Here is a 21370-nt window from a genome sequence, read left to right on the forward strand (position 1 = left end):
CAGGAATCCCGACGGCGATCCCTCGCCTGCGTGTGCGAGCCTATCCGCGGGTGATTCGCGGCACAATAGGCTGGCAGCTAAGCCGCCCCGTTAATGCGGCAGCTGACTGACCAGGCCGACCGTGTTGCCTTCGCTGTCGCGGATGAAGGCCATCCATTCGTCCGTTCCCGCCGGACCCAAACGGCCATCCGCATGGCTGAAGATCACCTTGGGCTCGTCGACGACCTCCACTCCCCTGCCCCGGAGCCTGGTCACGGTTTCCCTGACGTCAGGCACTGCCAGGTAGAGCAACGCGGACGGCGCCCCGGCCTCGAGTAACAGCCGTACGCCATCCAGGTCGAAGAAGAGGAGTCCCGGCGGATCGAATACGGCCCGGGCTTCGACACCGAGCAGAGCGGTGTAAAACGCCCCGGCCCTCGGGAGGTCGCTGGCATGTTGCGCGATCTGGACAAGTCTCATGCTGCCGTCCGGGTTTGTCGTTGCGGGATAAGCGGGAGCACTAGCGGAGTAAGGAAAGGCGACGGAATGTTGGGTGGCGGTGTTTCCGGGCACAGTCTAAAGCTCCGACGGCTGTCCGGCCGGCTCACGCCGGCTCGTGCCGGCAGGAAACCGCAACTAGTGTGGAGGTATGCCTTCCCGCCCCAATCCAGCACCCGTCCGCGCGACTGCCGGGAAAGCGGCGGTACTTGCCGCCCTTGCCGACACCGTCCTGATCCTGGCGTTTGCAGCCATCGGCCGCGACGCGCACCAGCGCGGGGACGTGATCACCGGGGTCCTGTCCACGGCCTGGCCGTTTCTGGCCGGAGCCGCCGTAGCCTGGCTTGCCGTGCGGGTGTGGCGGGGGCCGTTGCGGATCTGGCCGGAAGGCGTCGCTGTGTGGCTGGGAGCCGTCGCCCTGGGCATGGCCCTGCGGGCGGTCACCGGACAAACGGTGGTGGTGCCCTTCATCATTGTTGCCACGCTGAGCCTGGGTGTTTTCCTCGTCGGCTACCGTCTGATCGCGGCCGCCGCCGGGCGACTGAAAAGGCGCCGGCTGCACCGCTGATTCGCCCCGATGTACTAGGCTGGCAAGCACACAGCATCGCCTGCCGTTCCCGCAATGGAGCACCCGATCCGAAAGGTCAAGAGTGATCACCGCATTCGTCCTGATCAAGACAGACGCGTCCCGAATTCCGGAGACGGCCGAGGAAATTTCGGCGATTCCGGGCATCAGCGAGGTCTACTCCGTGACCGGGGAATGGGACCTGATTGCTGTGGCGCGGGTGGCGAAGCACGATGACCTGGCGGACGTTATTGCGGACAAGCTCTCCAAGGTACCCGCGGTGGTGCACACGACGACGCACATCGCGTTCCGCGCCTACTCCCAGCACGACCTCGATGCGGCATTCGCACTGGGCTTCGAGCAGTAAGCCCGGCGGGGCTCCTAACCCTGGGTGAGGGCAACCCACTTTTCCAGCACGGCCGCCGCGGCACCCGAGTCAATGGCCTTTTCCGCGCGCTTCAACGCGGCCGCCATCCGGTCGGTCAGCGGACCGTCCGCGTCGACGTCGAACGCCACCAGACCTGCGGCCGCATTCAGCAGGACGGCGTCACGGGCCGGACCCGCTACGCCGCTCAAAACATCACGAACGACGGCGGCATTGGCTGTGGCGTCCCCGCCGCGGAGCTCTTCCACAGTTGCGGGACGGATGCCCAGCGCCTGCGGATCAAACGTCTGCTCGGTCACCTCGCCGTTACGGATCTCCCAGACGGTGGACGGCCCCGTGGTTGTCAGTTCGTCCAGGCCGTCGCTCCCCCTGAATACCAACCCGCGGCTGCCGCGCTTGGCCAGGACCCCGGCCACCAAGGGCGCCATCCTCGCATTGGCGACGCCCACGGCGGAGGCCTGAACGCGCGCCGGGTTGGTCAACGGACCGAGGAAGTTGAACGCCGTCGGAATGGCAAGCTCACGGCGGGGCACGGCGGTGTGACGGAACGACGGGTGGAACACCTGAGCGAAGCAGAACGTGATGCCCGCCTCGTCGGCGTTGCGTGCAACCCGGTCAATCGGCAGGTCAAGCCGGACGCCGAGTGCTTCCAGCACGTCCGCTGACCCGGACGACGACGACGACGCACGGTTGCCATGCTTGACTACTTTTGCGCCGGCTCCCGCGCAGACGAGGGCAGCCATGGTGGAAATGTTGACGGTGTTCAGCTGGTCGCCGCCGGTGCCCACGATATCCAGCTTCTCGCCGCCGATGTCGACGGGGTTCGCGTGCGCCAGCATGGCCTCAACAAGCCCGGCAATCTCATCCACCGTCTCGCCCTTTGACCGCAGCGCCACCAGGAATCCGGCGATCTGCGAAGGAGTAGCCTCCCCGGACATGATGGTATCCATGGCCCATTCCGTGTTGTCGGCCGTGAGGTCCGTGCCGTTGATCAGTGCCGAAATGAGCCGCGGCCAGGTGTTGCCCGCCGCCTGTGCAGATGCCTGTGAAGTCACCTCCTGATGCTATCGAGGCACCCGCCCCGATGACCAATGTGAACCGGCCGGGGAACTTTTCCGCGCGAATTCGCGTCTTTGTAGAAAAAGTCTCCGCAAAAGGCGGTTTGCGTTGGGCAGGAGGAACTTTTACAGACATAATGTCTATGTGACATCTGCGACCCATGCCCCCAGTACCCCGGCGCACCCGACGCTGAACCGCCCGAATATGGTTTCCGTAGGAACCGTTGTCTGGTTGTCCAGTGAGTTGATGTTCTTCGCCGGTCTCTTTGCCATGTACTTCACACTCCGTTCGACGTCCGGACAGATGTGGGCCGAAGAGACAGCCAAGCTCAACTTCCCCTTTGCGCTCGTAAACACGATCGTCCTCGTGGCAAGTTCCTTCACTTGCCAGATGGGCGTCTTCGCCGCTGAGCGGCTCCAGCCGCGCCGCGCAGGCGGCCCCCTTGCCTTTACGCGTTGGGGGATGAACGAATGGTTCACCCTCACGTTCATCATGGGTGCCTTCTTCGTTGCCGGCCAGGCAACCGAATACGCCATGCTCGTCTCGGAGCATGTGTCGCTCTCGTCGAACGCGTATGGCTCAGCCTTCTACATGACCACCGGCTTCCACGGCCTGCACGTCATCGGCGGCCTCATCGCCTTCCTCTTCATCATCGGCCGTTCGTTCGCCGCCAAGAAATTTGGTCACTTCGAAGCTACGTCCGCGATTGTCACCTCGTACTACTGGCACTTCGTCGACGTCGTGTGGATCGGCCTCTTCCTGGTCATCTACGTCCTCAGGTAGCCCCGACTTGACTCTTTTTCTACAAGAGGCAGAATTTCAAGAAGCGGCTCCCGGAGCCGACGCAGGATCGAAAAAAGGAACCACCACGTGAAGGCACTCTCGCAGAAGCGACGTCACCCACTGGCAGCCATTGCGCTGCTGCTGATGGGCCTCCTCCTCACTGGTGGGCTGTACGCCGTTGCCACCACCGTCAACGAGGCCAAGGCTTCCACCACCAGCTTCAGTGCCAATGACACTGAAGAGGGCGGAAAGCTTTTCGCCGCCAACTGCGCAACATGCCACGGCATGGGTGCGAGCGGAACCAAGGACGGACCCTCACTTGTGGGCGTCGGTGCTGCCGCCGTTGACTTCCAGGTAGGCACGGGGCGCATGCCCATGCAGATGAACGGCCCGCAGGCTTACAAGAAGCCCGCACAGTTCAACGACGAACAGACCCACCAGCTGTCCGCTTACGTCGCTTCGCTCGGGCCCGGCCCGTCCATCCCCGAAGAAGGCCTCCTGGACGCGCAGGGCAATGCTGCCGAAGGTGGCGAGCTCTTCCGCGTCAACTGCGCCATGTGCCACAACGCAGCGGCCGCCGGCGGTGCGCTCACCCGCGGCAAGTTCGCTCCGGCCCTCGCAGACGTCTCCGAGAAGCACATCTACGAGGCCATGGTCACCGGACCGCAGAACATGCCGGTCTTCAACGATGCCAACGTCTCCCCCGAAGGCAAGCGTGACATCATCACCTTCCTCAAGCAGATCGAAGCTAACGGTTCACCCGGCGGAGCCGATCTCGGCGCCTTGGGCCCGGTTTCTGAAGGTTTGTTTGTCTGGATCGCCGGCCTGGGCGTCATCATCGCCTTCACCATCTGGCTGACGTCCCGGACGTCCTAGGGCGTCCGCAACTGTAAGAACTCCTGCTGACAAGTCAGCAGTATGGAATTGAAAACTAACCCGGCACAGGCCGGGACGAGAGAAGGATGAGGCGAATTATGGGCAACCATAGTGACGGCAGTCCGAACCACTCGGGCACCGTAGCTACGGCTGGTCAGAATGAGGTGGAGAAGTTCCAGGATCCTGGAATTCCCCCGCATCGTTTGCGCCTGGCTGACACGGACCCGAAGGCCGCAAAGCGTGCAGAACGGCAGGTTGCCATTCTCTTCGGCAGCTCGGTCGTGGGCACCGTGATCTTCCTGGTGGCGTACTTCGCCATCGATCTTGGACCCGACTCCACGATCGCCACCATCCGGCTGCAGAATGCCCTGCTGGGCATCGGCACCGCCTTTGCCATGCTCGGCATCGGCACCGGCATCGTCCACTGGGCGAAGGCCCTCATGCCGGACCACGAAGTCTCCGAAGAACGCCATGCCATCCGCACCGAAGAGGACCGCCAAGCGGCAGTCCGCATCGTTGATGACATTGTCGAAGAAACGGGCATCAAGCGCCGGCCGCTGATCCGCAACACCCTCCTCGGCGCCGTAGCGCTGGCTCCGTTGCCTGCACTGGCCGTCTTCGGTGACCTTGGTCCCCGCCCGGACGACAAACTGGCACACACCATGTGGGCCCCGCAGGAAGGCAAGCTCAAGCGCCTCACCCGGGACCCCGATGGCACGCCCATCAAGGCCTCTGACGTCACCATCGGCTCTGCTTTCCACGTGATTCCGGAAGGCCTGAACGAACTGCATGAAGGCAAGCTGAACGAAAAAGCCAAGGCTGTCGTCCTGCTCATGCGCCTTAACCCCGAGTCCCTCAAGCCCTCCGCGGGCCGCGAGGACTGGAGCTACAACGGCATTGTTGCCTACTCGAAGATCTGCACCCACGTTGGTTGCCCTGTTGCCCTGTACGAGCAGCAGACCCACCACCTGCTGTGCCCGTGCCACCAGTCAACCTTTGACCTGACCCAGGAATGCAAGGTTATCTTTGGCCCCGCCAGCCGGCCTCTCCCCCAGCTGCCCATCGCAGTTGACGCCGAGGGCTACCTGGTCGCTACGAGCGACTTCAAAGAACCCGTAGGACCGAGTTACTGGGAGCGTGATGAGCATGAGCGCAACATCAACAGCTAATGCCCCCGCCTTCGTCGCCAAAACCAAGGGCGGCCGCATTACCGACTTTGTTGACCAGCGCGTCGGCGGTTCGGGAATTCTCCGCGAATTCGGCCGGAAGGTCTTCCCGGACCACTGGTCGTTCATGTTCGGCGAAGTTGCCCTGTACTCCTTCGTCATCCTGCTGCTCTCGGGCACCTTCCTGACGTTCTTCTTCGATCCCTCCATGGCGGAGACGCACTACGACGGCTCCTACACGCCGCTGAAGAACGTCGAAATGTCCGTCGCATACAGCTCTTCGCTGGACATCTCCTTCGACGTCCGCGGCGGCCTGTTCATGCGTCAGGTGCACCACTGGGCCGCACTGCTGTTTGTGGCTTCCGTTTCCGTGCACATGCTGCGCGTGTTCTTCACCGGCGCGTTCCGCAAGCCCCGCGAACTGAACTGGGTGGTGGGCGGCGTCCTGCTGATCCTCTCCATGGCGGCAGGCTTCACCGGCTACTCGCTCCCCGATGACCTGCTCTCCGGCAACGGCCTGCGCATCATCGACGGCGTTATCAAGTCGATCCCGGTGATCGGCACCTACATCTCGTTCTTCCTCTTCGGCGGCGAGTTCCCGGGTACGGTCATCATCAGCCGGCTCTACATGCTGCACATCCTCCTGGTACCGGCACTGATCCTGCTGATGATCGTGATCCACCTCTTCATGGTGGTTGTTCACAAGCACACCCAGTACCCGGGCCCGGGCCGCAACGACGGCAACGTCGTCGGCTACCCCCTTGGCCCGGTATACGCGGCCAAGGCCGGCGGCTTCTTCTTCATCGTGTTCGGTGTCATCGCCCTCATGGCGGCGTTCTTCACCATCAACCCGATCTGGAACTACGGCCCCTACGACCCCTCCCCGGTTTCCGCAGGCACGCAGCCTGACTGGTACATCGGCTGGGTTGACGGCGCCCTGCGCCTCATGCCCGGTGTTATCGGCGACTTCCACTTCGAGTACGTCATCTTCGGCCAGGTGCTGACCCTGAACGTGCTGCTCCCTGCCTTGGTGCCTGCCGGCCTCGTTTTCACGATCCTCTTCATGTACCCGTGGATCGAACGCTGGATCACCAAGGACGACCGCGAGCACCACGTCCTGGACCGCCCGCGCAACGCTCCCACCCGGACCGCGATCGGCATGGCCGGCTTCACGTTCTATTGTGTAATGTGGGCCGCTGCGAGCTCGGACCTCATTGCAACGCACTTCCACGTTGCCCTGAACGATGTCACCTACTGGCTGCGCGCACTGTTCTTCATCGGCCCGGTCATCGCTTTCATCGTGACCAAGCGCGTCGCCCTGGCGCTTCAGCGCAAGGACCGCGAAATCGCCCTGCACGGCCGCGAAACCGGCCGTATCGTCCGCTTGCCGCATGGTGAGTTCATCGAGGTCCACGCCCCGCTGGATGACTACAAGCGCTACAAGCTGGTGGGCTTTGAGTCACCGGTGCCCCTGCCTGCGGTTCCGAACGAACACGGCGTCGTTACCCGCAAGGAAAAGCGCCGCGCGGCGCTCTCGCGCTGGTTCTTCGAGGACAGGGTTGCTCCTGCCTCGCCGGCCGAGCTCGAGGCTGCCCACGGGCACCACGGCCAGCACGAAGCGGTCGAGTCGGCCGAGGGACAGAAAACCCTCAGCCACTAGCTAACGGTTTGACAGCACCACAGAAGAGGCCCGGTCCGAATGGACCGGGCCTCTTCTTCATCCCCTATGGACTCCGGTAGCCGGAGGCGTAGTTGCGCGTAGGACGGACGCCGGGTCGCTGCAGCGGAACCCACAGCTTGTAGCGGTCTGCACGGTAGTAGGAAACGGAGTAGTCCACCATCGAGCGTGCGACAAAGGCATGCCTCTGGATCTTGAGCAAAGGCGAACCGACCTCGACGTTGAGCAGCCTCGCTGTGGACGGCGACGCTGCCGTGGCCTCGATCATGTCCTCCCCCCACTCCATGACCAGGCCAAAGCGTTCGCTCAGCACGTTGTACAGCGAGGTGGGGGGTTCGCCGTCGAGCAGGCCAGGCACCCGGTGCGCGGGAATGAAGTTCTCATCCACGCTCATGGGTTCGTTGTCAGCCAGCAGGAGGCGCCTGAAGCGCACCAGGGGGGTTCCCTCGTCCAGCTGGAGCTCCCGGGCCAGGAACGCGCTCGCACCGATCTGTTCGAAGCTGAGGACCTTGGCCGCAGGTACCATGCCGCGGCGCTGCATTTCCTCGCTGTAAGACGTCAGCTTTACCTGCAAATCGAGTTTGGGTTTTCGGACGAAAGTCCCCAGACCCACTACCCGTTCAATGACTTCCTCGCCCACCAGGGCGTCAATGGCTTGCCGGACCGTCATCCGGGCCAGGCCGAATCTCTCGGCAAGGTCACGTTCCGAGGGCAGCGAAGACCCGGGAGGGCAGGAAGCCGTGATGTGCGTGCGGAGGAGCTCCCGCAGCTGGACGTAGATGGGCGTCCCGCTGTCACGGTCGATCTCCCCTACCATTCTGCTCGCGTCAGACGCCGCCATGGCCACGTTCCAGATCTAGATTCATGCTTTAAGGGTAGAGCAACAACGAGGCAGGTCTAGACCACCCGTACCCGGTTTCAGCCACCGGACACCCCGGCACTACGCTTGTTCAGGAATGCAGTCGTGACGGCCGAGTCCCGTCGGAACAAAGGAGTCCTGTTGCCAGTGCGCAAGGCAATCGTTCAATCACCCATAGGCCTGCACGCGCGGCCGGCCGCTGTCTTTGTGCGGGCTGTGACGGAGTCCGGTCTGCCGGTCAGGATCGGCAAGGAGGGAATCGCGCCGGTCGACGCACGGTCCTTACTCGAGGTCATGACTGCCGACTTCTACTGTGGCTGCGAAGTGGAGCTCTCGGTTGATCCGGAGGCCCTTCCTGCCCGCCAGAGCGTTGAATCCGCAGCAGCGGCACTGGAAGGCCTAACCCTTTTGCTGGAGGCTGGAGCGGCCGCCTGACGGCTCCCAGGCGCCGACCGGCCACTCAGCGTCCACTCGTGGAAGGACGCGGTCCCGCTTTTCTAAATGAACGACAAAACGACGGCGGGCCCCACCGTTTGGTGGGGCCCGCCGTCGTTGATTTTGCTGCTAGTGCGCGTGGTCGCCGCGGCTGTATTCGTAGACCCAGCCGACCAGGGCGATGACGGCCAGGCCGCCGGCTATGAACGTGACCCAGAATCCTACGGCCAGGCCGAGGAATCCGCCTGCGCAAGACAGGCCCAGGACCAGGGGCCACCAGCTCCAGGGGCTGAAGTGGCCCTGCTCACCGGAACCCTCGTGGATCTCGGCGTCGTTACGGTCCTCGGGACGCATGCCCACGCGCTTGGCGGTGAACCCGAGGTACGCGCCGATCATGCCGGCGAGCCCGCCCACGAGCAGGACACCCAGGATACCGACCCATTCAGTCCAGTTGGTCAGGAATCCGTAAACCACGGAGACCGGTACGAAGAAGAAGACTCCGGCTCCAAAAATCCATGATTCGATCTTCACTTGGCGGTGTCCTTCTGATCTGCGTTGCCGAGCACGGACGCTGCCGGTGCCGGTGCCTCAACGGTGTGCGACTGTGCGAGTTCCGGGTGGTGGAGGTCCAGGGCAGGACGCTCCGAACGGATACGGGGCAGCGACGTGAAGTTGTGCCGGGGCGGCGGGCAGGATGTGGCCCACTCAAGCGAAGCGCCGAAGCCCCAGGGATCGTCCACCTCAACCTTTTCGTTGCTGCGCCAGGTGATGTAAACGTTCCAGAAGAACGGGATCAGCGAAGCGCCCAGCACGAACGAGGAGATCGTGGAGAACTGGTTCATCCAGGTGAAGTTGTCCTGCGGCATGTAGTCCGCGTAACGGCGGGGCATGCCTTCAACACCCAGCCAGTGCTGGATCAGGAAGGTTCCGTGGAAACCGAGGAACAGGAGCCAGAAGTGGATCTTGCCGAGGCGCTCGTTGAGCATCTTGCCCGTCCACTTCGGCCACCAGAAGTAGAAGCCGGCGAACATGGCGAACACCACGGTGCCGAACACCACGTAGTGGAAGTGCGCCACCACGAAGTAGGAATCCGAGACGTGGAAGTCAAGCGGAGGCGAGGCCAGGATGATGCCCGTCAGACCACCGAACAGGAAGGTGGCCAGGAAGCCGATGCTCCAGAGCATGGGCGTTTCGAAGGTGATGGAACCCCGCCACATGGTGCCGATCCAGTTGAAGAACTTCACGCCGGTAGGTACGGCGATCAGCATCGTCATGAAGGAGAAGAACGGCAGCAGCACCGATCCGGTGACGTACATGTGGTGTGCCCACACGGTGACGGACAGGGCCGCGATGGCAATCGTCGCGTACACGAGGCCCTTGTAGCCGAAGATCGGCTTGCGGCTGAAGACCGGGAAGATTTCCGAGACAATGCCGAAGAACGGCAGCGCGATGATGTACACCTCGGGGTGGCCAAAGAACCAGAACAGGTGCTGCCAGAGGACGGCGCCGCCGTTCTCGGGATCAAAGATGTGTGCACCGAAGCGGCGGTCGGCGCCGAGGGCGAACAGGGCTGCTGCCAGCGGCGGGAAGGCCATCAGGACCAGGATCGCCGTCACCAGGGTGTTCCAGGTGAAGATCGGCATGCGCCACATGGTCATGCCCGGGGCACGCATGCAGATGATGGTGGTGATGAAGTTGACCGCACCGAGGATGGTGCCGAAGCCGGAGAGCGCAAGACCGAAGACCCAGAGGTCACCGCCGACGCCGGGGCTGAAGGTGGTGTTGGACAGCGGCGCGTAAGCGAACCAGCCAAACGACGCCGCACCCTGCGGGGTGATGAAGCCGGAGACGGCGATCGTGGAGCCAAAGAGGAAGAACCAGAAGGCCAGTGCGTTCAGTCGCGGGAAGGCGACGTCGGGTGCACCGATCTGCAGCGGCATGATGACGTTCGCAAAGCCCGCGAACAGCGGGGTTGCAAACATCAGCAGCATGACGGTGCCGTGCATGGTGAACAGCTGGTTGTACTGCTCTTTGGTCTGCAGGATCTGCATGCCGGGTTCGAACAGCTCGGCGCGGATCAGCAGCGCCATGACGCCGCCGAAGCAGAAGAACACGAAGGACGCGATCAGGTACATGTACCCGATGGTCTTGTGGTCGGTCGAGGTGATCCAGTTGACGACGATGCGTCCCTTGGACTTCGGGACAACGGGCGCCCCAAGGGCCCCGGCAGGTGCGGATTGAGTGTATGTAGCCACGTCGCTCCCCTTACTTAATTTCGTTCAGGTTCGGGTTGCGGTCGTACTCTTCGCCGAGCAGGCCGGTGTTGCCGTCCTGGCGCAGCTGGTCCATGTGCGCCTGGAACTCCGTTTCGGAGACAACCTTTACGCGGAACAGCATTTCGGAGTGGTATTCGCCGCAGAGTTCGGCACATTTGCCGTCGTAGGTGCCCTCTTTGGTGGGGGTAAACCTGATGTAGTTCGTCTTGCCCGGGATCATGTCGCGCTTCTGCAGGAAGGCCGGGACCCAGAAAGAGTGGATGACGTCGCGCGAGTTGAGCTCCAGGTCAACGGACTTGTTGACGGGGAGGTACAGGGTGGGCAGCTTTTCCTTGTCCACTTCGGCACCCGTAAGGTGCGCCTGGACTCCGGCTTCGTGGACGTCGGCGTTGATGACGTCGCCCTGCTTGTAGTTGAAGTCCCATGCCCACTGCTTGCCACGGACGTCAACGACGACGTCGGCCGGCTCGGAGCGGTTGTCAATGGCCTGCTGGTCCCGGTCGGTGAAGTAGAAGAACACCAGCACCATGAACAGCGGGATGGTCAGGTAGAACACCTCAAGGGGGAGGTTGAAGCTGGTCTGCCGCGGGAATCCAACGGTGCCCTTGCGGCGGCGGTAGGCGACGATGCACCAGACCATGAGTCCCCAGGTAATGATGCCGACGACCAATGCGGCAATCCATGAGTTGACCCAGAGGTCCATGATGCGGTCAGTGTGATTGGTGGTGCCACGCTCGGTGGGCAACCAGCCTTTCTGTACCTCTGGTGAACATCCAGTCAAAGCCAACGCGCCGGCTAGTGCCAAGCCAGTGATCGTAGTGATCTGTTTGCGTCGGCTGCCGGTTCGGTTCTGCGAACTCACAGACGGCCCTTCCTACTTGTTGCTGTTGCCCGGGCCGTAGATGGCTCCCCGGGCACACTAAAAGTTTTACTACTCGATGTAGAGCTTACCGCTCCCCGGGGGTTTTCGCTCACATGTCGGCACCGTGCGTCGGCACCGGTTTAAACCGGTGCCGAAAGCAAGCTGTCATGAGGCAAAAGAGCCAGGTTAGTGGAAAGAATCTCCACAGGCGCAGGATCCGCCGGCGTTGGGGTTGTCAATGGTGAACCCCTGCTTCGAGATGGTGTCCTCAAAGTCGATGCTGGCGCCGCTGAGGTACGGGACGCTCATCTTGTCGACAACGACCTCAACGCCGTCGTAGTCACGTACGGCGTCTCCGTCGAGCAGCCGCTCATCGAAGTAGAGCTGGTAGATCAAGCCGGAGCAACCGCCCGGCTGGACAGCAACGCGCAGGCGAAGGTCGGTGCGGCCTTCCTGCTCCAGCAGGCTGCGGACCTTGCCCGCAGCGACGTCGGTCAGCTTGACCTCGTGCGTGGGCAGCTCTTCGCTGGCGGTGCCGGTGGCTGCGGCGCTGTTTTCATTGGTTGTAGTGCTCATTGGCCTACCTTCTTACGACGGTGGTGGCGACTCGGCTTGCGCGTTGCCCGCCCCTACGGAAACGGTATGGGCTATAGCTACATGCTACGTCGATCCTGCGTGTAGCTCTAACTCCTGACGTAACCGTGGCCATACCCTGAATGTTCCCTGACGGCTCCGAAACAGAACCGCCAGGAAACCTTCACGCCAGCGTGCCTCCGGTGCTGGCGTCAGGCGAGACCCTCATGGTTGAGCCGTGCCAGCAGCAGGGCTTCGGCCACGACGGCGTTGCGAAAGTCCTCCAGGTGCAGCGACTCGTTGGCACTGTGGGCCCTGGAGTCGGGATCCTCGACGCCGGTTACCAGGATCTGCACTTCGGGGTAGACCTCCGTGAGGTCCGCAATGAAGGGAATCGAACCCCCGATGCCCATTTCCACCGCGGGAACGCCCCACGCTTCCCCCAGCGCCCACATCGCCATGCCGGCGGCAGCGGAACCCGTGTCAGTCAGGAAGGAGCTGCCGCTCTCCCCCGGCGTGAATACCACCTTCGCCCCGAACGGCGCATTCGACTCGACGTGGTTCTGCACCGCGGCCATGGCGTCGGCCGGGTCTTGGCCCGGGGCCAGCCGCAGGCTGAACTTTGCCCGCGCCCGCGGCAGCAGGGTGTTGGAGGCCACGTCCACGGCGGGAGCATCGAAGCCGATGATCGACAGCGCCGGTTTGGTCCATAGCCGGGAGGCGATGGTTCCGCTGCCGGCGAGGCGGACGCCGTCCAAAACGGACGCGTCGGCTCGGTACTCCGCTTCCGTCAGGTCGACCGAGACGTCGTCCCGGCTGACCAGGCCCTTCACGGCGACGTTCCCTTCGTCGTCGTGCAGGGTGGCGATCAGGCGGGAGAGCAGGGTGGGTGCATCGAGGACGGCCCCGCCGAACATTCCGGAATGGACGGCGTGTTCCAGTACCTGCACCTCAATGGTTCCGTCCACCAGGCCGCGCAGGCTGGTGGTCAGGGCCGGTACGCCAACCTTCCAGTTGCTGGAATCCGCCACCACAATGACGTCGGCGCGCAGCAATTCGCGGTGGGTTTCCAGGAACGTGCGGAACGTGGGCGATCCGGCTTCCTCCTCGCCCTCAATGAAGAACGTCACGCCGAGTCCCAACTCATCGGCCAATACTTCGGTAACGGCGGCATAGGCGGCAATATGTGCCATGATGCCCGCTTTGTCGTCGGCGGCACCCCGGCCGTACAGCCGGCCGTCGCGTTCGACGGCGGTAAACGGTTCGGTCTCCCACAGCGCCAGATCGCCGGTCGGCTGGACGTCGTGGTGGGCATACAGCAGAATGGTGGGCTTTCCCTCGGCTGCGGTTCGTCGCGCCACCACAGCGGGACCGCCCGGCGTGCCGTCCTCTTTGTTGCAGCGCAGGATCCGCACGTCATCGATGCCTGCGGCCCGCACCAGTTCCGCCACAGCCTCCGCGCTGCGGTCCAGCGGGGCAGGATCGAAGCTGGGCCAGGCAATGCCCGGAAGCTTCACAAGGTCTGTCAGCTGCCCAACGGTGGTGTCAAAGGACGCGTGTACGGCCCGGCGCAGGGCATCGACGTCGATCCCGTCGATTCCTGCGCTGATTTCTTGCGGGGTCCCCGCCGGTGATGAAGTCATGGCCAAAACCCTACCTGTGTCCGTAACCACAGGAAACACTCCGGAACCGCCGGCGGGCTCCCCCGGTTCCGTCGCTGCGGGGCCCGCGCGACACATGACTTTCCGCCTGCGCGTGCAAGGTATTCTTTAGGAGTGTTTGGACGTAAAAAGGAAGCGCCGTTGGCGCAGGACGTAGTTGACCAGCAGGCAGCCGAGGCCTTGGCCCGGCAGGACGCAGCCCTCGGCAAGGGTGCGCCCACGCCCAAGCGCAAAGCACAGGAAGCGGCGCGGAAGCGCCCCCTGGTGCCGGAGGACCGAAAGGCCTCAAAAGCAGCGGAGCGGGCAGCCGTGCAGGAGCAGCGGCTCAAGATGCGCCAGGCACTGGACACGGGTGACGAGAAGTTCCTTCCCCTCCGGGACAAGGGTCCGCAGAAGCGCTATGCCCGCGATTACGTTGATGCCCGCTTCAGCCTCGGCGAGTACCTCATGTTCGGCGCCCTGCTGTTCGTGATTATCTCCCTGCTGGTTCCCTCCACCAGCGAATCAATGATTTATGTTTTGGGTGGCTTCTGGGTGATGTTCCTGGCCGTCTTCGTCGACGTGTTTATCCTGTCGCGGAAGCTCCGGAAGCGCCTCACGGAAAAGTTCGGCGAGGTGGAACGCGGCACTGTCTGGTACGGATCCATGCGTTCCCTCCAGTTCCGCCGTCTGCGCCTTCCCAAGCCGCTCGTCAAGCGCGGAGAGTTTCCCGCCTGATCCAGGCACGAAAAAGCCCCCGGCAGTCTCCCGACTGCCGGGGGCTTCTTCGTTGGACGGCGCTTATGGCCGGGGTTCCGCCTGGGCGTTGGCCCGGCGGCGGCTGGGGTGCTTGGCCAGCTGGCGGTTAATCCGTGCCGCCCAGAAGGGGCCCTCATACAGGAACGCCGTGTAGCCCTGCACCAGGGTGGCGCCGGCGTCGAGCCTTTCCTGGACATCTTTCGCCGTCTCCACGCCGCCGACGGAAACCAGTGTGAGGGTGGTGCCGGCTGCTTTCCTGAAGCGGCGCAGCACTTCCAGCGACCGGGCCTTCAGCGGGGCGCCGGACAGCCCGCCGGGCCCGCAGTCCCGGATTTTTTCGGGGTCGGAGGTGAGCCTCTCCCGGCCGATCGTGGTGTTGGTGGCGATAATACCGTCCAGCTTGAGGTCCAGGGCGAGCTGCGCGACGTCGTCGATGTCCTCGTCGCTAAGGTCCGGCGCGATCTTCACCAGCAGCGGGACGTGCCTCCCGGCGGACTTGTCCGCTTCCTCGCCCACTGCTTTGAGCAGCGGGCGGAGGGATTCGACGTTCTGAAGCAGCCGGAGACCCGGCGTGTTGGGAGAGCTGACGTTGACCACGAGGTAATCGGCTGCGGGCGCCAGGTTCCGGGCGCTGATGAGATAGTCACCCACTGCGTCCTCGAGTTCCACCACCTTGCTCTTGCCGATGTTAACGCCGATCACCGGACGGACGCCAGGGTGGCGCCGCTGCAGGGCAGCCCGGGCGGACTTAAGCCGGGGTGCAACGGCGGTGGCGCCGTCGTTGTTGAATCCCATCCGGTTGATGACTGCCTTGTCCTCGACGAGGCGGAACAGCCGCGGCTTTTCGTTCCCGGGCTGGGCCTGCCCGGTGATGGTACCGACCTCCACGTGGCCGAACCCCAGCTCGGTCAGAGCTTCAATTCCGTGCCCTTCCTTGTCAAAGCCGGCAGCGAGCCCGAAGGGCGAAGGGAAAGTGATGCCGAAGGCAGTGGTCTGGAGCGACGGCGCCGGGGCCGTGAATTTCGCGAGCACCCTGCCCGCCCCTGAGCTGTGGGCCAGCCTGATGGCTCGAAACCCGATCTTGTGGGCGCGTTCGGCGTCCATCCATGAAAAGGCAAGGCGAAAGAAGGTGGGATATACGCGCATATGTCCAGTTTTCCGCTTCAGGCTCCGCAGACCAAACCGGCGCGCATGCTGTCCCGCGGTGTGACGCGCTTGGGAGGCACCGAGGGTTTGTTCGCTGCTGAAGCAGCCGTTGTCTAGGCTAATCAAATGGAGTGGCACACAGATATCCTGGGGGACGACTTCGCAGCCTGTTCGTACCAGGCCACAGGCGCCGACGGCGTCGAGCGTACGGCTACCCTTGTGCGCCACGTGCCCCAAGGCGAAGCCCGCGGGACAGGCACCTCAGGACCCGGGCCCCTCCCCCGCCGGGCTGTCCTCTTCCTTCACGGCTGGAGCGATTATTTCTTCAACGTGGAGCTCGCCGGCTTCTGGACACGTAAGGGATTTGAGTTCTTTGCCCTGGACATGCACAACCACGGGCGGAGCCTTCAGCCTGATACGCATGGCGGCTACGTGGCCGACCTCGACGACTACGACGCCGAAATCAGTAAGGCCATCGGGATCATCGGCTCCCTTTGGCCGGAACACGGCATCAAGCCCTCCCTGACCCTGATGGGCCACTCAACGGGAGGTCTGATCGCCGCCCTGTGGGTCAGCCGGCATCCTGGCGTGGCTTCCCAGTTGGTCCTGAACAGCCCCTGGCTGGAAATGCACGGCAGTTCATTGGTCCGGCGCGCCGCCAGGTCCATGGTGGGGCCGCTGGCACGATACCGGCCGGAGGCCGTGCTGCGGCTGCCGGAGCGCGGCTTCTATTGGCGAAGCATCAGCAGCGAGGCCGAGGGTGAATGGACCCTGGACAACAAGTACCGGCCGCCCCTCGCGTTCCCCGTGCGGGCCGGCTGGCTTAGTGCGGTCTTGGCCGGGCATTCCCGGGTGGCCCGCGGGCTGCGGATCGACGTCCCCATCCTGGTCCTCCTGTCCGGGGCCAGCGAGAACGGCATGTTCTGGACGGAGGCCATGCGACGGTCGGACGCCGTGCTCGATGTGAATACCATTGCTATCCGGGCCATGGCCCTTGGCCGGACGGTCACCTTGGAACGGATCGACGGCGCCCTCCACGACGTCTTCCTGTCTCCGCCGCATGTCCGGGCGGATGCGTACGCCCGGCTGAACCGCTGGATCCGGGGCTACGTCCTCGACGACGGCGGCGAGGAGTGAAAGCGGCGGCGCCGGAGGCACCTCCGTGGCAGCGCGATCAGCTCGGGGACGGATTCGAGTCCTTGGAGCTGCCCCTGCCCGACGACGACGAAGGCGCGGTGTGTGCCACGCTGGTCCGGTACGTGCCGGCCGCTCCGGCGGGTCCGCCTGATTTCCTTGCGGGGCTGCGCAGCACGGTCTTCCGGCCGTTGGCGTGGCCGGCCGGGGACGCCCGGGCGCAGAACGGTTTTGTACGCCCTGGAGCAGTCCTGTACCTTCACGGCTGGGCGGACTACTTCCTGCAATCCGAATTGGCCAGGTACGTTGGCGCGCGCGGCTTGCACTTCTACGCGCTGGACCTTCGCAAGTATGGCCGCAGCCTGCGGACCTGGCAGACGCCCGGCTACACCACGGACCTGGAAGTCTACGACGCGGACATTGCCGCCGCGCTCGCCATGATCAGGACGGATGTGGCAGCGCGCACCGGCGTGGATGCGGAACCCGCTGTCCACATGCTGGCACATTCACTGGGCGGCCTGATCGGGGCGCTGTGGGCCGACCGCCACCCGGGCGCGCTCGAAACGCTGGTCCTCAACGCACCATGGTTGGAGCTTCAGGGCAGCAGCCTGATCCGGAACATCGCCATGCACCTCGTCGAACCCATTGCGCGCGCGGATCCGCGACGGCCGTTCCATTTTCCGGAAATGCCCGGCTATTGGGAGAGCGTCAGCGACCAGGCCCACGGCGAGTGGTTCCTGGATCCGCAGTGGCGCCCGACGGCGTCGTTCCCGATCCGTGCCGGATGGACCCGGGCGGTTCTTGCCGGACATGCGGCCGTGGAACGGCGCCTGGACATCGCGGCTCCCGTCCTGGTGATGCTCTCGGACCGAACCAAAATCCAGGCCGAGTGGTCCGAGGAGTTGATGAGCGCGGATGCCGTGATCGACGTGGAGCAGACAGCGCACCGGGCGCTGGGCCTGGGACGCCGGACAGCCGTCTTCCGCTACCCCGGGGCGATCCACGATGTGTTCCTCTCACGCCGCGAGGTCCGCCAGGAAGCGTACCGTGACCTGGTCGCCTGGCTGCATTCGCATCCGGGCTGACCGGTGGTCAGGGCTGCCCGGACTCCGCGGGTTGCGGTTCCTCGGGGCGGCGGTCCGGCCGGGCCGCATCCACGGCGCCGCCGTACCTGCGGTCCCGCCGGGCATAGATTTCGACGGCGTCCCACAGGGTGCGGCGGTCCACGTCGGGCCACAGCGTGTCCATGAAGACGAACTCCGCGTAGGCCGACTGCCACAGCATGAAGTTGGAGAGCCGCTGCTCACCGGAGCTTCGGAGAAAGAGGTCGACGTCGGGAAGGTCCGGTTCGTCCAGGTACTTCTGGATGGTCCGTTCAGTGATGGCACCAGGCTTGAGCCGGCCGGCCGCGACGTCTTCGGCGATGGCCGAGACCGCATCCGCGATTTCGGCACGGCCGCCGTAATTAACACACATGGTCAACGTGCAAGTGCTGTTGCCCTGGGTGTATTCCTCCGCCTCTTCCAGTTCCCGGATCACCGATCCCCAGAGCCTGGGCCGGCGTCCCGACCAGCGGATCCGGACACCCCACTCGTCCAGCTGGTTCCGCTGGCGTCTTAGCACGTCCTTGTTAAATCCCATCAGGAAGCGGACTTCCTCCGGGGAACGCCGCCAGTTCTCCGTGGAGAAGGCGTACACCGTGACGTACTTGATCCCGAGTTCAATGGCTCCCGCGACGACGTCCAGCAGCGCAGGCTCCCCCGCCTTGTGGCCCTCGATCCGCGGCAGCCCGCGCTGGTTCGCCCAGCGGCCGTTGCCGTCCATGACGATTGCCACGTGTTGCGGGATAAATTCCCCCGGAATCGATGGCGGCACGGCCCCGGAACTGTGCGGATACGGCGCCGTCACCGGCGCGGTCCGCTGCCGGACGGGAGTCTTCTTCTTTCCAAGGGCCACTGTCAGCTACGCTCCACATGTTTGAGTGATTTCAGCACCCGTTCAAGATGCCATTGCAGATAGCTGGCCACCAAACCGGCAGCCTCGCGCCGGTGCAGGGCCAGGGACGCATCCGCCGTCGTCCAGTCCCCCGTCAGCAGTGCACCCAGCAGGAACACTGTTTCCGCCGCGGGTGCGGGCGACCCAGGCGGACGGCAATTGCTGCACACCATGCCGCCCAGCGGCGCCGAAAAGGCCGTATGCGGGCCGGGTGCGCCGCAGCGGGCGCACACCGTGAAGCTGGGAGCCCACCCGCCGGTAGCCAGGGCGCGCAAAAGGTATGAGTCGAGGATGAGCTCCGGGGTGTGTTCTCCCCGGCTCAGCGAGGCAAGGGCCCCCACCAGCAGGTTGTATTGCGCGGTGCCGGCCTCGCCGTCCACGTCCGTCAGCTTTTCGGCCGTCTCGGTCATGGCCGCCGCCACCGTGTAGCGGCCGTAGTCGGCCGCGATGCTGCCGCCGTAGGCTCCCTTGGCCACCGCCTGGGTGACGATGTCCAGTGTCCGTCCGGAAATCAGCTGCAGGTCCGCCACCATGAACGGTTCCAGGCGGGCGCCGAAGCGGCTGCTGGTGCGGCGCACTCCCTTGGCGACCGCCCGCACCTGGCCGTGGTGTTTTGTCAGGAGCGTGATGATCCGGTCTGCTTCACCCAGTTTGTGGGTGCGCAGCACCACGGCGTCGTCACGGTAGGCGCGGGCAGAGAAGGAGGATTGTTGGGCCACGGTTAATCTTCGCACTGACCTTCGGGAAAACGCGGCTGCTGCGCCTCCGGAGTGGTCCGGGGGCGCAGCAGGTCAGCGGTTGGAATGATTGGCCTAGGCCTGTGCGTCCCGGATGGCGCGGTTGACGGCCGAAATGACGGCCTTCAGCGAGGAGGTGGTGGTGTTGGAGTCAATGCCAACGCCCCACAGCACCCGCTCGCCGACTGCGCATTCAACATACGCCGCGGCACGGGCATTGCCGCCTTCAGAGAGCGCGTGCTCGCTGTAGTCCAGGACCCGTACGTCCACGCCGTCCTGGCCGAGGATCGCCAGGAGCGCGGCGATCGGGCCGTTGCCGGTGCCGGTGCGGCGGACCTGGGCGCCGTCGACGGTGACCGTCGCGTGCAAGGTCATGGCGCCGTCGTCGTCCGTTTCCGTGCTGAAGGACCCCAGCGAATAGCGTCCCCACTGGCCGTCCTCCTTGCTGGAGGGCAGGTACTCGTCCTGGAAGATCTGCCAGAGCTGGGCGCCGCTGACTTCGCCGCCCACGGTGTCGGTCCGCTTCTGGATGACGCCGGAGAATTCGATCTGGGCGCGGCGCGGCAGGTCCAGGCTGTGCTCGTTCTTCAGCAGGTAGGCCACGCCGCCCTTGCCGGACTGCGAGTTGACCCGGATGACAGCCTCGTAGCTGCGTCCCAGGTCCTTGGGGTCGACCGGCAGGTACGGAACCTGCCAGGTGTAGTCGCCCACGTCCTTGCCGGCGGCCGCCGCGTCACGCTCGAGGGCTTCGAAGCCCTTCTTGATGGCATCCTGGTGCGAGCCGGAGAACGCGGTGAAGACGAGGTCGCCGCCGTAGGGGGAACGCTCGGCCACCGGCAGCTGGTTGCAGTACTCAACGGTGCGGCGGATGTCGTCGATATTGGAGAAATCGATCATGGGGTCGACGCCCTGGACGAACATGTTCAAGCCCAGCGTGACCAGGTCGACGTTGCCGGTCCGCTCACCGTTTCCGAACAGGCAGCCTTCAATGCGGTCCGCCCCGGCGAGGTAGCCGAGCTCGGCGGCGGCAACACCGGTGCCGCGGTCGTTGTGCGGGTGCAGCGAGAGGATGATTCCCTCGCGGGGGTGCAGGTGGCGGCTCATCCACTCGATGGAATCGGCGTAGACGTTGGGGGTGGCCATTTCCACCGTAGCCGGCAGGTTGATGATGACCTGGCTGTCAGCCGAGGCCTCGAAGACGTCAGCCACGGCGTTGCAGACGCGGACGGCGTATTCGAGCTCCGTACCGGTAAACGATTCCGGTGAGTACTCGTAGGTGATGTGGGTGTCAGCCAGGGTTTCTTCGTACTTCTTGCACAGGCGGGCGCCCTGGAGGGCGATATCCAGGATGCCGTCCTCGTCCTGGTTGAACACGACGCGGCGCTGCAGGACCGACGTCGAGTTGTAGAGGTGGACGATGGCCTGCTTGGCGCCAACCAGGGACTCGTAGGTCCGCTCAATCAGGTGCTCGCGGGCCTGCGTCAGCACCTGGATGGTGACGTCGTCGGGAATGTGGTTGCCTTCAATCAGCTGACGGACGAAGTCGAAGTCAGTCTGCGAGGCGGAGGGGAATCCCACCTCGATTTCCTTGTAACCCATGCGGACCAGCAGGTCGAACATTTTCATTTTGCGGGCCGGGCTCATGGGGTCGATCAGCGCTTGGTTGCCGTCCCTGAGGTCCACGGCACACCAGCGCGGGGCTTGGGTGATGACTTTGTCCGGCCAGGTCCGGTCAGGCAGTTCAACGGTGATCTGGTCCTGGAACGGCAGGTAGCGGTGAACGGGCATTCCGGAGGGCTTCTGTGCGTTTCGCATTACTATCGGGGCCTTTTCTGTGGTTCCTGTGTGAAAGGTGGCCGGGCAACACTAACTCCGCGACGAGGATTGGCCTTGCGCTAGATCGCGTCTGAGGCCTCGCCGCGGCAGCTAAGAAGAAGCAGTTCTGCGCGCACCATTTCACAGTAA

22 protein-coding genes are annotated in these 21370 nt (G+C 64.2%); 10 read left to right on the plus strand and 12 right to left on the minus strand.

The features are described from left to right. Positions 1-90 precede the first annotated feature (90 nt). Complete coding sequence (locus AC1MDG_RS11010; RefSeq protein WP_479803916.1) at positions 91-459, minus strand: VOC family protein; 369 nt, start codon at positions 457-459, stop codon at positions 91-93. A 169-nt stretch (positions 460-628) separates the two neighbouring features. Here AC1MDG_RS11010 and AC1MDG_RS11015 point away from each other — a divergent pair, with 169 nt between their 5' ends. Both AC1MDG_RS11015 and AC1MDG_RS11020 read left to right on the plus strand, forming a co-directional pair. Next, a complete protein-coding gene (locus AC1MDG_RS11015; RefSeq protein ID WP_479803917.1) occupies positions 629-1045 on the plus strand; it encodes a DUF3054 domain-containing protein in 417 nt (138 codons plus the stop codon). An 82-nt stretch (positions 1046-1127) separates the two neighbouring features. Next, positions 1128-1409: an Lrp/AsnC family transcriptional regulator gene (locus AC1MDG_RS11020; protein WP_011692051.1), complete on the plus strand. Its 282-nt coding sequence runs from the start codon at positions 1128-1130 to the stop codon at positions 1407-1409. A gap of 14 nt (positions 1410-1423) precedes the next feature. Here the strand turns inward: AC1MDG_RS11020 and trpD are convergent, their stop codons facing one another. Beyond that, on the minus strand, positions 1424-2482 hold the full coding sequence (gene trpD, locus AC1MDG_RS11025) for an anthranilate phosphoribosyltransferase (RefSeq protein WP_479803918.1): 1059 nt from the start codon (positions 2480-2482) through the stop codon (positions 1424-1426). A gap of 112 nt (positions 2483-2594) precedes the next feature. On the opposite strand from trpD, the gene ctaE reads away from it, so the two are divergent. The 4 genes from ctaE (at position 2595) to qcrB (ending at position 6971) form a co-directional block, all read left to right on the plus strand. Next, the gene (gene ctaE, locus AC1MDG_RS11030; RefSeq protein ID WP_231510979.1) at positions 2595-3269 is read left to right on the plus strand and encodes an aa3-type cytochrome oxidase subunit III; all 675 of its coding nucleotides are present in this window, start codon (positions 2595-2597) and stop codon (positions 3267-3269) included. Positions 3270-3356: 87 nt separating this feature from the next. After that, entirely contained in the window at positions 3357-4145 is a 789-nt protein-coding gene (gene qcrC, locus AC1MDG_RS11035) for a cytochrome bc1 complex diheme cytochrome c subunit (RefSeq protein WP_043481688.1), read from the plus strand. A gap of 98 nt (positions 4146-4243) precedes the next feature. After that, entirely contained in the window at positions 4244-5314 is a 1071-nt protein-coding gene (gene qcrA, locus AC1MDG_RS11040; RefSeq protein WP_043481691.1) for a cytochrome bc1 complex Rieske iron-sulfur subunit, read from the plus strand. Next, positions 5292-6971, plus strand: a complete 1680-nt coding sequence (gene qcrB, locus AC1MDG_RS11045) for a cytochrome bc1 complex cytochrome b subunit (RefSeq protein WP_043481693.1) — start codon at positions 5292-5294, stop codon at positions 6969-6971. The genes qcrA and qcrB overlap by 23 nt, the downstream gene beginning before the upstream one ends. Positions 6972-7035: 64 nt before the next feature. On the opposite strand, the gene AC1MDG_RS11050 is transcribed toward qcrB, so the two are convergent. After that, positions 7036-7830: a GntR family transcriptional regulator gene (locus AC1MDG_RS11050; protein WP_479803919.1), complete on the minus strand. Its 795-nt coding sequence runs from the start codon at positions 7828-7830 to the stop codon at positions 7036-7038. Between the two features lie 159 nt (positions 7831-7989). On the opposite strand from AC1MDG_RS11050, the gene AC1MDG_RS11055 reads away from it, so the two are divergent. Next, complete coding sequence (locus AC1MDG_RS11055; protein ID WP_479803920.1) at positions 7990-8283, plus strand: HPr family phosphocarrier protein; 294 nt, start codon at positions 7990-7992, stop codon at positions 8281-8283. Positions 8284-8412: 129 nt separating this feature from the next. On the opposite strand, the gene AC1MDG_RS11060 is transcribed toward AC1MDG_RS11055, so the two are convergent. The 5 genes from AC1MDG_RS11060 to AC1MDG_RS11080 all read right to left on the minus strand — a co-directional run bounded on the left by AC1MDG_RS11060 (position 8413) and on the right by AC1MDG_RS11080 (position 13637). Beyond that, positions 8413-8814, minus strand: coding sequence for a cytochrome c oxidase subunit 4 (locus tag AC1MDG_RS11060; RefSeq protein ID WP_043481700.1), 402 nt, complete (start codon positions 8812-8814; stop codon positions 8413-8415). After that, complete coding sequence (ctaD, locus tag AC1MDG_RS11065) at positions 8811-10538, minus strand: aa3-type cytochrome oxidase subunit I (RefSeq protein ID WP_479803921.1); 1728 nt, start codon at positions 10536-10538, stop codon at positions 8811-8813. The genes AC1MDG_RS11060 and ctaD overlap by 4 nt, the downstream gene beginning before the upstream one ends. Positions 10539-10548: 10 nt before the next feature. Then, a complete protein-coding gene (gene ctaC / locus AC1MDG_RS11070) occupies positions 10549-11421 on the minus strand; it encodes an aa3-type cytochrome oxidase subunit II (protein WP_043481703.1) in 873 nt (290 codons plus the stop codon). A gap of 186 nt (positions 11422-11607) precedes the next feature. Further along, complete coding sequence (locus tag AC1MDG_RS11075; RefSeq protein ID WP_011692062.1) at positions 11608-11997, minus strand: HesB/IscA family protein; 390 nt, start codon at positions 11995-11997, stop codon at positions 11608-11610. Between the two features lie 209 nt (positions 11998-12206). Beyond that, positions 12207-13637, minus strand: coding sequence for a M20/M25/M40 family metallo-hydrolase (locus AC1MDG_RS11080; protein ID WP_479803922.1), 1431 nt, complete (start codon positions 13635-13637; stop codon positions 12207-12209). 132 nt (positions 13638-13769) lie between these two features. On the opposite strand from AC1MDG_RS11080, the gene AC1MDG_RS11085 reads away from it, so the two are divergent. After that, positions 13770-14372, plus strand: a complete 603-nt coding sequence (locus AC1MDG_RS11085) for a DUF3043 domain-containing protein (RefSeq protein WP_479803923.1) — start codon at positions 13770-13772, stop codon at positions 14370-14372. A gap of 63 nt (positions 14373-14435) precedes the next feature. Here AC1MDG_RS11085 and AC1MDG_RS11090 read toward each other — a convergent pair whose 3' ends face one another. Continuing rightward, on the minus strand, positions 14436-15539 hold the full coding sequence (locus AC1MDG_RS11090; RefSeq protein WP_479803924.1) for a quinone-dependent dihydroorotate dehydrogenase: 1104 nt from the start codon (positions 15537-15539) through the stop codon (positions 14436-14438). Positions 15540-15665: 126 nt separating this feature from the next. Here AC1MDG_RS11090 and AC1MDG_RS11095 point away from each other — a divergent pair, with 126 nt between their 5' ends. Further along, positions 15666-16676, plus strand: coding sequence for an alpha/beta hydrolase (locus AC1MDG_RS11095; protein WP_479803925.1), 1011 nt, complete (start codon positions 15666-15668; stop codon positions 16674-16676). After that, the gene (locus AC1MDG_RS11100) at positions 16673-17758 is read left to right on the plus strand and encodes an alpha/beta hydrolase (RefSeq protein WP_479803926.1); all 1086 of its coding nucleotides are present in this window, start codon (positions 16673-16675) and stop codon (positions 17756-17758) included. Before AC1MDG_RS11095 ends, AC1MDG_RS11100 begins: the two co-directional genes overlap by 4 nt. Before the next feature lie 7 nt (positions 17759-17765). Here the strand turns inward: AC1MDG_RS11100 and AC1MDG_RS11105 are convergent, their stop codons facing one another. The 3 genes from AC1MDG_RS11105 to leuA all read right to left on the minus strand — a co-directional run bounded on the left by AC1MDG_RS11105 (position 17766) and on the right by leuA (position 21220). After that, on the minus strand, positions 17766-18629 hold the full coding sequence (locus AC1MDG_RS11105; RefSeq protein ID WP_043481717.1) for an isoprenyl transferase: 864 nt from the start codon (positions 18627-18629) through the stop codon (positions 17766-17768). Positions 18630-18631: 2 nt separating this feature from the next. After that, the gene (gene recO, locus AC1MDG_RS11110) at positions 18632-19387 is read right to left on the minus strand and encodes a DNA repair protein RecO (RefSeq protein WP_479803927.1); all 756 of its coding nucleotides are present in this window, start codon (positions 19385-19387) and stop codon (positions 18632-18634) included. Positions 19388-19480: 93 nt separating this feature from the next. Beyond that, on the minus strand, positions 19481-21220 hold the full coding sequence (gene leuA, locus AC1MDG_RS11115; protein WP_479803928.1) for a 2-isopropylmalate synthase: 1740 nt from the start codon (positions 21218-21220) through the stop codon (positions 19481-19483). Between the last annotated feature and the right edge of the window lie 150 nt (positions 21221-21370).

The sequence above is a fragment of the Arthrobacter sp. AIWTK1 genome (assembly GCF_056680535.1).

Bases quoted from the DNA above. Each gene is read 5' to 3' on its own strand.
- AC1MDG_RS11010 (WP_479803916.1), bottom strand. From the start codon at position 459: ATGAGACTTGTCCAGATCGCGCAACATGCCAGCGACCTCCCGAGGGCC.
- AC1MDG_RS11015 (WP_479803917.1), top strand. From the start codon at position 629: ATGCCTTCCCGCCCCAATCCAGCACCCGTCCGCGCGACTGCCGGGAAA.
- qcrA (WP_043481691.1), top strand. From the start codon at position 4,244: ATGGGCAACCATAGTGACGGCAGTCCGAACCACTCGGGCACCGTAGCT.
- qcrB (WP_043481693.1), top strand. From the start codon at position 5,292: ATGAGCGCAACATCAACAGCTAATGCCCCCGCCTTCGTCGCCAAAACC.
- AC1MDG_RS11050 (WP_479803919.1), bottom strand. From the start codon at position 7,830: ATGGCGGCGTCTGACGCGAGCAGAATGGTAGGGGAGATCGACCGTGAC.
- AC1MDG_RS11075 (WP_011692062.1), bottom strand. From the start codon at position 11,997: ATGAGCACTACAACCAATGAAAACAGCGCCGCAGCCACCGGCACCGCC.
- AC1MDG_RS11080 (WP_479803922.1), bottom strand. From the start codon at position 13,637: ATGACTTCATCACCGGCGGGGACCCCGCAAGAAATCAGCGCAGGAATC.
- AC1MDG_RS11090 (WP_479803924.1), bottom strand. From the start codon at position 15,539: ATGCGCGTATATCCCACCTTCTTTCGCCTTGCCTTTTCATGGATGGAC.
- AC1MDG_RS11095 (WP_479803925.1), top strand. From the start codon at position 15,666: ATGGAGTGGCACACAGATATCCTGGGGGACGACTTCGCAGCCTGTTCG.
- leuA (WP_479803928.1), bottom strand. From the start codon at position 21,220: ATGCGAAACGCACAGAAGCCCTCCGGAATGCCCGTTCACCGCTACCTG.